Annotated in this window: 9 protein-coding genes and 2 pseudogenes; 9 read left to right on the top strand and 2 right to left on the bottom strand. The window is 62.4% G+C overall.

All coding sequences use genetic code 11. The features are described 5' to 3' along the window. The coding region (locus ESZ60_RS19935; RefSeq protein ID WP_425331339.1) for an IS5 family transposase at positions 1-858 on the top strand (858 nt) is incomplete at its 5' end. Positions 859-1,162: 304 nt separating this feature from the next. Here ESZ60_RS19935 and ESZ60_RS19930 read toward each other — a convergent pair. Then, positions 1,163-1,297: pseudogene (locus tag ESZ60_RS19930) on the bottom strand (transposase domain-containing protein); the annotation flags it as partial. Positions 1,298-2,250: 953 nt separating this feature from the next. Further along, the gene (locus ESZ60_RS19925) at positions 2,251-2,904 is read right to left on the bottom strand and encodes an autotransporter outer membrane beta-barrel domain-containing protein (protein ID WP_134682410.1); all 654 of its coding nucleotides are present in this window, start codon (positions 2,902-2,904) and stop codon (positions 2,251-2,253) included. 53 nt (positions 2,905-2,957) lie between these two features. Between ESZ60_RS19925 and ESZ60_RS19920 the strand changes: the two genes are divergently transcribed. From ESZ60_RS19920 to ESZ60_RS19885, 8 genes and pseudogenes are all read left to right on the top strand, one after another. Then, entirely contained in the window at positions 2,958-3,431 is a 474-nt protein-coding gene (locus ESZ60_RS19920) for a carboxymuconolactone decarboxylase family protein (protein ID WP_134682409.1), read from the top strand. Beyond that, entirely contained in the window at positions 3,421-4,269 is an 849-nt protein-coding gene (locus tag ESZ60_RS19915; protein WP_134682408.1) for a sigma-70 family RNA polymerase sigma factor, read from the top strand. Before ESZ60_RS19920 ends, ESZ60_RS19915 begins: the two co-directional genes overlap by 11 nt. 551 nt (positions 4,270-4,820) lie before the next feature. Then, positions 4,821-5,063, top strand: coding sequence for a type II toxin-antitoxin system Phd/YefM family antitoxin (locus ESZ60_RS19910; protein ID WP_134682407.1), 243 nt, complete (start codon positions 4,821-4,823; stop codon positions 5,061-5,063). After that, a complete protein-coding gene (locus ESZ60_RS19905) occupies positions 5,057-5,437 on the top strand; it encodes a type II toxin-antitoxin system VapC family toxin (protein WP_209021376.1) in 381 nt (126 codons plus the stop codon). Before ESZ60_RS19910 ends, ESZ60_RS19905 begins: the two co-directional genes overlap by 7 nt. Positions 5,438-6,181: 744 nt before the next feature. Then, a complete protein-coding gene (locus ESZ60_RS19900) occupies positions 6,182-6,625 on the top strand; it encodes an RrF2 family transcriptional regulator (RefSeq protein WP_134682406.1) in 444 nt (147 codons plus the stop codon). 5 nt (positions 6,626-6,630) lie between these two features. Next, a complete protein-coding gene (locus ESZ60_RS19895) occupies positions 6,631-7,518 on the top strand; it encodes an NAD(P)/FAD-dependent oxidoreductase (RefSeq protein WP_134682405.1) in 888 nt (295 codons plus the stop codon). Positions 7,519-7,558: 40 nt separating this feature from the next. Continuing rightward, entirely contained in the window at positions 7,559-8,194 is a 636-nt protein-coding gene (locus ESZ60_RS19890) for a class I SAM-dependent methyltransferase (protein WP_134682404.1), read from the top strand. 155 nt (positions 8,195-8,349) lie between these two features. Beyond that, positions 8,350-8,544, top strand: a pseudogene (locus ESZ60_RS19885) (transposase); the annotation flags it as partial.

Genomic DNA, 8,544 nt, shown 5'->3' with positions numbered 1-8,544 from the left:
ATCCTCAGGGCACTCAACACCCTTCAGCAGTTCGTCGAGGATTTCCTTGGAGATCGTCATGCATGCTTCCTTTCGGTGAAGCATGGACCGGATCAGTCATACACAGAAGATCGGACGCTCTCCTTCGGCCTGCCACTTCGGCAAACCACCGGGATGGTTGGCAGCATTCTTGCGATGGCCGGGCTCGACTGGCCAGTGCCTGACTTCTCGACCCTCAGCCGGAGACAGAAGAAGATCACGATCCAGATAACCAACCGTCGTACGCCGGGGCCGCTGAACCTGTTGGTGGACAGCACGGGGATAAAATTCCTAGGCGATGGCGAGTGGCTGGCCCGCAAGCACGGCACCCATCGCAGGCGCCAGTATCGCAAGGTTCATTTGGCCGTGGACACTGCCACCGGAGACATACGGGCGTTCGAGTTCACCTCAAGCAGCGACGGCGACAGCCCGGTTCTTCCCGATCTTCTGGCCCAGATCCTGGCAGTAGAACAGATCGGGACAATGACCGACGGAGCCTACGATACCCGGCGCTGCCACACCGCGATCCTAGATCGGGGCGGTACCGCAATCATCCCCATCCGCCGGAACGGTCGCCTTTGGAAGGAGAATTGCCCCGCTGCCAGGGCCCGCAATGACATCCTGCGCGCAACGCAACGCTTCGGTCGTGCGACATGGAAGCGATGGTCCGACTATCATGTCCGAAGCAGGGTCGAGGCGAAAATGCGGTGCCTCAAATCCTTCGGCCAGCGGATCTCGTCACGCGACCCCGACCGACAAGCCGCCGAAATCCACATCCGCATCGCGCTCATGAACCGCTTCAACGCCCTCGGCAACGCCGAGATCGAGCGCGTGGCCTGATCCCAAGGGGGAAAGGGGGGAGTCCGCCTCAAATCGGACTTTTGCAACAATGCCCATCTCATGTTGACCGACGGCACCGAGTTCCGCCGTGATCCATCGGAGGGCGTCGCATGACCTGACCCATTCGACCGGTTGCGGCGGGATCGTCCTCACCGGACGAGGTCCGTGGATGACGCCGAAAACGTCTGCTGCGGCTGACAAACCGCGAGACTAAGCTTGGCGCTCCACAGCCAATCCGACACATGCAGTAAGCGCCCGGTTGAGACCGCGGATGTTTTCGATTGACTGCGAGGTCAGTCGCGGATCACGCGGCCTCGACCTTACGTGCAATCATTGGCACCCATTTCCAAGGCAACAACTCGCTGAGACGGTTGTTCGTGTGGTCGTGGATGCTATCCAGGATATCGGCCAGGTCGGCTTGCGGATCGAGACCATGTAATGCTAGCGCAAATACATCTCCGGCATCACCGCTGATGGGAAAGCGTTACGGCGTCATTTGCTACATCCGGCACCGGAAGCATTCAGAAGTCGTCCTTGTCACCAGCCGTCGCAGCAAGCGATGAATTTTCCCGAAAGGGCGCAGGTGAGTGCGCGCGACAAGGCCGAGAAGCTTCTGACATGCCCGAACTCTGTCCGTGTTCTTCGGAAAGTACTGAGCAAACGGGGGCGCTGAGCGCGTGCTCGCGTCGGGTGACAAACATTTCCCAGCGGGGATCGAATGGATCGTGCATAGCAGCTTCGGCCCTTCTTCCATGGGCGCGGCCGAGTGCGGTGAGCCTACGGCGGACTCATTCCGTTTCGGCCCCAAGTCGCCGTCGACTCTGCTGCCAAGTTGGAATTCTGATGGAAACCTAATAGTGCCGAGATGGGTCTCTTGCGGACTGATCTATGCGGCGTGGGGCGGCTTGAGCTTTGGAGGTCGCGCGAAGAGGATGACGTGGGCCAACAGGCTCACGCCAATCAGGCTTCAAGACGCTTCCGACGGTAGGACGTCAAGACGGGTTTTGTCTGGCTTGCCGACCTCGGCGTGTGACGAAGATCAGTCTCTAAATGCGTCGATTCTCAGAAAGGCCAGACTTGTCCGTCGTCCTCTTCACTAGTCACTGTGCTTCGACGCTCGTTCTAGACGCGGGCCAGAAGGATCTCGATCTCGGCGCTTCGCTTAGCGTTTCTAATCCATCGTTTCCCGTTGCCGAATAGGTGTCCCAAGTACCCGAAACTGATGTGCAGAAAAGACCAAGGCCCAGTCGTATTCCAGCGCCACCACGGAAAAAAGCAATGCAATTGACCATGGGGCAGAGTTAGCCAGCGCACGGCAACCGGTGTTGGTCCCCGGCAGGGCACTGTCGCCCTGCCGGAAGCGGTTTTGTCAGAACGCGTAGCTGACCGCGATCAGGCCACCGGCATTCTCTCCCTGATAACTGCCCTCGGCCGAGACTGTGAACTGCTCCAACTTGGCATTGACCGAAGCCCCAGCCGGATCACGTCCTTGTCGTCGAAGTCCGAGACCTGATCGAGGGAAAGTTCCTCGATAAAACCGCTGCTTTCAGTGTCGCCGCCGTCCAGCGCGTGCTCATAGGCGACGCTCAGGGCAGGGGCGACGCTCCAATTGCCGAATTGCGCGGGCGTGGCCTCGACCTCAACCCCCAGAAGCAGATCGGTGCGGTCCTCGCTCAATTTCTCGACGGCAAGGGCCATTTCGCTGCCGGTCTCGGCAAACGCGTCGCGCTGCAGGTGGCTGGCCCGCAGGCCGGCCGTCGGCGTCACGCGGTAATCGGGCGTGCCGTGGTCGTAGCCCAGCTTCACGCTCGCGCCGAACAGATTACTGCCATCCGTGCTTCCCTTGGCCGTGCCAAGGCCACCGCCGATCTGGCGGGTGCTGTCATAGTCGAACTGCGCGGCGGTCAGGTTCGCCGCGATGAAGGCGCTCTGATCGAGGCTTTCAAACCCGCAGCGGCCGCCCAGCGTGACGAAGATCTGATCGCTCGGCGTTCGCGGCGAGCGGGTCGGGAGGATTGGCGGTGAAAAATGCCTCGCCCATGTCACATCGGACTGTTCTGGCTCGTCAACAGGGTGTCAGATCAAAACAGGAGATCACCATGACACCCCGCCTGACCGATCACATGAAACGCGCCGAAGCTGGGTTCAAACCGCTATTCGCGCTCGAGACCGCGCTCAAGGCCTGCCCGATCGAACAGGGGCTGCTGCATCTGGTCAAGCTGCGCGCCTCGCAGATCAATGGCTGCGCCTATTGCATCCAGATGCATCTCTCCGAGGCACTGCGGGACGGCGAGACCCCGCTGCGCCTGCATATGCTGCCCGCATGGCGCGAAAGCAGCCTTTATTCCGAACGCGAGCGTGCCGCCCTTGCATGGACCGAGTCCCTGACACGTCTGGCCGATACCGGCGCGCCCGACGCGGATTGGCAAATGGTCGAGGCCACATTCGATGCGGATGAGCAGGCATGGCTCTCGGTCGCGATCGGCGCGATCAACCTGTGGAACCGCGTGCAGGCGGGATTTCGCGTCCCGCATGCGACCAGCCTGCCCGAGGCCAAGGCCGATGCCGCCTGATCCGACGATCTTCGAGGCGCAGCGGCCCCGTTTGCTGCGCCTTGCCTATCGGATGCTTGGCAGTCATGCCGAGGCCGAGGATGTCGTTCAGGACGCCTTCCTGTGCTGGCACAAGGCCACGGCTGTCGAGAATCCGGCGGCATGGCTGACCCGCATCGTGTCGCGGCTGTGCCTCGACCAGATGAAATCCGCCCGTGCGCGGCGCGAGACCTATCCCGGCACATGGCTGCCCGAGCCGCTGATCGAGCCCGAGGATGATGCCCTGCGCCCCGACAACCTGACGCTGTCGCTGATGATGGCGCTGGAACGTCTCTCGCCGCTCGAACGCGCAGCCTTCCTTTTGCATGACGTCTTCGGCCAGCCCCTCGACGAGGTGGCGGCGACCATCGAGCGCAGCCCAACCGCCACCCGCCAGCTTGCCAGCCGCGCCCGCGCCCATGTCCAGATCGACCGCCCCCGCTACGAGGTCTCGCGAGTGAGCGGTCACGAACTGGCGCGGGCCTTTTTCGAGGCCTGCCGTTCCGGCGATCCGGCCCGGCTGGGGATGATGCTGGCCAAGGATGCGAGCCTTCATGCCGATGGTGGCGGCAAGGTCCATTCCTATCCCAATGTCATCGTCGGCGCTGACAATCTCGTTCGGCTGTTTGCCAGCCTCGCTCGCAAATTCGGCGGAAGGATGGATTTCTTGCAGGCCACCACCATCGACGGCCTGCCCGGCTTCGTCAGCGAGGTCGACGGCGTATTGCAGACCACCGCCCTGGAGGTGATCGAGAACAAGATCACCGCGATCTATATCACCCGCAATCCCGACAAGCTGGCAGGGATCACTGGGCATTGAGACCGTGAAAGCACCGGTCTTCGCCACTTGATCGAGTGAACTGAAGCGATTCATACGCAGCCCCGCGTTGGCCCTGCCAAGTGCTTGGCAGGCCAGTTCTACCCTGCGCGGAAAAATTTACCGGCGCTTCGCGGATACGCGCTGTTGCCGGCAGCAGATTCGGCTTTTACCACCCCACGCTGACCCCAGCCCGGCCTATAGCGGCCAGTCGAGACCAGCTCTAGTCGCTCGTGGCCTTCCCTTAACGGCCTTTCAGTCAATGTGCAGCGATATCCATGATGAGATGGTTTCGAGGCGGACGAAGCCACCGCTTGCTAGTGCAGATCGGTACGGACACCCATAGCTAGATCTCCACCCGTCGTGCCGATGCCGCCGGGAGCATCAATGCGGAGGCGTTGGTTAGTTTGCCTGTAGTGCTGATATGCTGCCACCTCCACGGGCCTAAATGAACTCCCCTGTGGATGCACTCGCCGTGATGCAGCGAGGCCGGACACGCCGCTTGAAATGGTCCGCATAATGGTCCATTTTCAACAGAACAAAGGAGCGCCGCCATGGAATTGCCGATCACAGAAGCCAAAGGCAAATTGACCGATCTGGTGCGCCGCGCCGAAGCGGGAGAAACCGTCATTCTGACCCGCCACGGCCAGCCGGTCGCCGATATCGTCCCGCGTCGCGATCGCTTGCCCGCCGCTGCGATCCTTGCCCTGATCGCCAGCGTCCAGAAGGAAGCTGCAGCCATGGGGGCAAAGCCGATGCCCCATGACCTCTACGACGAGAACGGGCTTCCGTGCTGATTGTCGTCGATACCTCGGCCCTAATCGCGGTCACTTTGGCCGAGCCGCAAGCGCAGCAGATCGCCACCTCACTGGCACAGGCCAGCGATGCGGTGATGTCCGCAGGCACCCTGCAAGAGGTGCTGATCGTCGCGGAAATGCGCGGGATCCGAGCCCCGGTCGAGCGGTTGCTCTCGACCATCCGCATCGCACCGCTGACCGAGAGGGACGCCATCGCCGCTGCCGCCGCCTATGCGGCATGGGGCAAAGGCCGCCATCCGGCAGGCCTGAACATGGGCGATTGTTTCGCCTATGTGCTGGCCAAGAACCTCCAAGCGCCGCTGCTCTATGTCGGCGAAGACTTCGCCAAGACCGATATCGCCTCGGCGATCTGAGCCAACACGTAGCGGCATTGGCAATGCAGAAATCCCGACTCCCTCTGTCTGTCTGCTCTAACGATCCCGTTAGCTTTCGCCCCGCACCGGCCAACAGGTCGCGCTGGCAGGCTCGCCTGAGCGCCTTCGCCTGATCGACCAGCGCGGCAAACGTCTCTTTTAGCCTAGCCCGGCCCTAGACCCCATGATCGGGCGGTAAGCTAGCTGGGTTGGCGGCCTCTCCCGCGGCATTCTCCGTTCGAGAGTTGCACCAGGTTGGCCGGTGCCGAGCCTCAAGAATGGGGGAGAGACCACATACAGAATAGCATATTCATCGGGTTGGATGTCCACAAGGCGACGATTTCGGTTGCCCTGGCGCAGGGTGAGCGGGGTGGCGAAGTCCGACATTGGGGCACGATCCCCCCATCGTCCCGACCATGTGCGAAAGCTGTCGAAAAGCTGGGCAGTGGCGACCGCGAACTTCACTTTTGCTATGAAGCGGTCCCTTGCGGCTATGGCCTGTATCGCCAGCTGGTGAAGCTCAAACAGGACTGCATCGTGGTGGCGCCCTCGCTCATACCCGAGCCAAATAGTTCGGAGAGAGCAGGCATGTCGCGGATGATCCAGAGTGCCTGAGCAAAGCTCATGAACTGGCGCGCTTCGCCATGTTTCCCTGAAGGTCTATTCGTGGCACCCTGAAGCTCTTTGACGGGTCCGAGCTGGACAGACTTGACCTTGGTGCCGAATCGTAACATATGTAGTTACATGAAACGCGACAGTCGTCTTTCCTCCGTTCTCCATGCTCTTCTGCATATGGCAGAGCATGAAGGGCCGATGACCTCCGACGCCCTGGGCCGATGCCTCGGGGCCAATCCTGTCGTCGTGCGACGCACGATGGGGCTCCTGCGCGAGGCGGGGCTGGTCTCGGCCGAGCGGGGGCATTCGGGCGGCTGGCGCATCAGCGCCGACCTGAGGATCGTCAGCCTACGTCACTTGCACGAAGCCCTGGGAGAGCCCGCGATCTTCGCCATCGGCAATCGCAATGAGGTCCCGGAATGTCTGGTGGAGCAGGCGGTGAATGCCGCGCTCGACAAGGCATTCCTCGAGGCCGAGGCGCTACTGATGGAGCGTTTTGCCGATGTTACCCTCGCCGATCTGGCCGCCGATTTCACCCGGCGGCATGCGGAAAGGCGCGCAACCAAGGACTAGACCAGATGCAGGATGTAATCGTGATCGGGGGCAGCTACGCCGGAATGGCAGCCGCCCTGCAGCTTCTGCGTGCCCGGCGCAAGGTTCTGATCATAGACGCGGGGCAGCGGCGCAACCGGTTCGCCAGCCATTCGCATGGCTTTCTGGGCCAAGACGGGGTCGATCCGGCGGTGATCCATGCCAATGCGCGCAAACAGCTAGAGGCCTATCCGGCATTGGAGTGGATCGAAGGTCGAGTGACCGCCGCCTCGGGCCGGAAGGATGGCTTCGTGGTGGAGACAGCCGACGAGGACGCGCATCGCGGGCGCCGCCTGCTGTTTGCGACCGGCGTTCGAGATGAGCTGCCGGGCATCCCGGGACTGACCGAGCGCTGGGGGCGATCGGTGTTCCATTGCCCCTATTGCCATGGCTATGAACTCGATCAGGGCCGGATTGGCGTCATCGGCACGGGTAAGATGTCGCTTCATCAGGCGCAGCTGCTGCCGGAATGGGGCGAGACGACCTTGTTCACCAATGGCGTGGTGCCCCTGAATGACGAGGCGGAAGCGGAGCTGCACCGCCGCGGCGTCACCGTGGAGCGGCAGCCGATCATCGGCATCGAAGGAGAGGCGGAGGTGGTGCTGACCGATGGTCGGCAGCTATCGTTCGCGGGCCTCTTCACTGCGCCGCGCTGCACGCCGGCAAGCCATGCGGCGGTGAAGATGGGGTGCAAGCTGATGGAGACGCCGATGGGCGTCCAGATCGCGACGGGGGAGACGAAGGAGACCAATCTTCCCGGCGTCTTCGCCTGCGGCGATGCGGCTCGGGTGCCGCATTCCGTGTCGCTGGCGGTCGGTGACGGCGCTTGGGCTGGCGCGCAACTCCATCGCTCTCTGGTCTGGCCGGAGGCCTGATCGCTGCGATACCGCAGGCTCGCTATTCAAGGAGAACAATATGATCGACGCCGATCCCCGCGCGCATTGGGACGAAATCTACCGCACGAAGCGCAGCGCTTCATCGGGACAGCCGAGCAGGCTGCTGGTGCAAGTCGCGCAAGGGCTGAAGCCGGGGATTTCGCTCGATCTTGGCTCATCGAATGGCGACGATGTCCTCTGGCTTGCGACGCAGGGCTGGCGGGCGCTTGGGGTCGACATCTCAGGCGTCGCCTGCGACCGTGCCACGGCGAGCGCCGTGTCACTCGGGCTGCAGGACCGCGCCCGGTTCGAGGCGCGGGATTTGGGGCAAGGCCTGCCCGAAGGGCGCTTTGATCTGGTCTCCGCGCTTTACTTCCAGAGCCATGTCGATCTGCCGCGCGCTCAGGTTCTGCGGGAGGCCGCCGGGCGTGTTGCGCCCGGTGGCCATCTGCTGATCGTCTCGCATGCGGAACCTCCGCCTTGGGCAAACGCGGAGATGCTGGCAAAGGCTGATCCATTCCCTACGGTTGACGAGGAGTTGGCGATGATCGCCGATGCGTCGGATGATTGGATCACGCGGGAGGCGAAGAAGGTCGCGCGAATGGGCAAGGGCCCCGATGGCGCGATGGCCGAGCTGTGGGATAACCTTATCTGGGTGACCAAGCGGCCAGCATGAACTCGGCCCATATCCGTCGCTCGGCCTGACGAATACGGCTCGGTCACAATCTCCGATGCCGACGCTCAGACCGGAGGCAGAGAAGTCGCACATAGCGTGACCGGATGCGGGAGGGGCGGCCCTTCACCTTCCCCGGATTCACTATCGAAACTTTTGCGCCTGACCTGTCTGGCTTTCGGCGCGGCAGGGATTTTGCCGCGTGGCTCGGACTTGTGCCCCGCCAGCATTCTACAGGAGGCAAACCTCGTCTGGGCAAGACCTCGAAGATGGGACAGCGCGACATCAGAAGGCTCCTGATCTCCGGCGCGATGGCCGTGCTTCAGGCCGTTGAGCGCCATGGCGGTTCAAAG

This window comes from Paracoccus ravus, from assembly GCF_004522175.1.
GTDB lineage: Bacteria > Pseudomonadota > Alphaproteobacteria > Rhodobacterales > Rhodobacteraceae > Paracoccus > Paracoccus ravus.
This window is presented reverse-complemented; position numbering and strand designations above follow the sequence as displayed.